Origin of the sequence: Leucobacter japonicus (genome assembly GCF_001273855.1) — a bacterium.
In the GTDB taxonomy this organism is placed as follows: Bacteria; Actinomycetota; Actinomycetes; order Actinomycetales; family Microbacteriaceae; genus Leucobacter; species Leucobacter japonicus.
Genome location: NZ_JHBX01000015.1, coordinates 1 through 334 on the forward strand (window position 1 = coordinate 1; position 334 = coordinate 334).

1 protein-coding gene is annotated in these 334 nt (G+C 71.6%); it reads right to left on the bottom strand.

Annotated elements, in window-relative coordinates; all coding sequences use genetic code 11:
• On the bottom strand, positions 1-334 hold a 334-nt coding region (gene rmuC, locus AMS67_RS00035; protein WP_156316459.1), incomplete at both ends, for a DNA recombination protein RmuC.

Genomic DNA, 334 nt, shown 5'->3' on the forward strand with positions numbered 1-334 from the left:
ACTTGCCGCCGGGCAGGTGCACCACGAGATCGGGCCGTGCCGCGCCGCGTTCGGTGGTGAGCTGCTGCTGCACCTCGAAATCGACGTGCTGGATCATGCCGGCTGCCTCGATGCTGCGCCGCAGCTGCGTCTCGCCCGAGAGGCCGCGGGTGTTGTTCGAGCGCAGAGCCGCCGCGAGATTCTCCGCCGTGCCCCGCAGCTTCTCCTCGGCACGCGCGGCCTGCCGCAGCTGCTCGGCCAGCTCGCCGTGCTGCGCGACGCGCTGCTGCTCCATGTTCGTGACGGTGTGCTCCAGCTTGCCCAGGCTGTCGCGCAGCGGCGCGAGCTGCTGCAG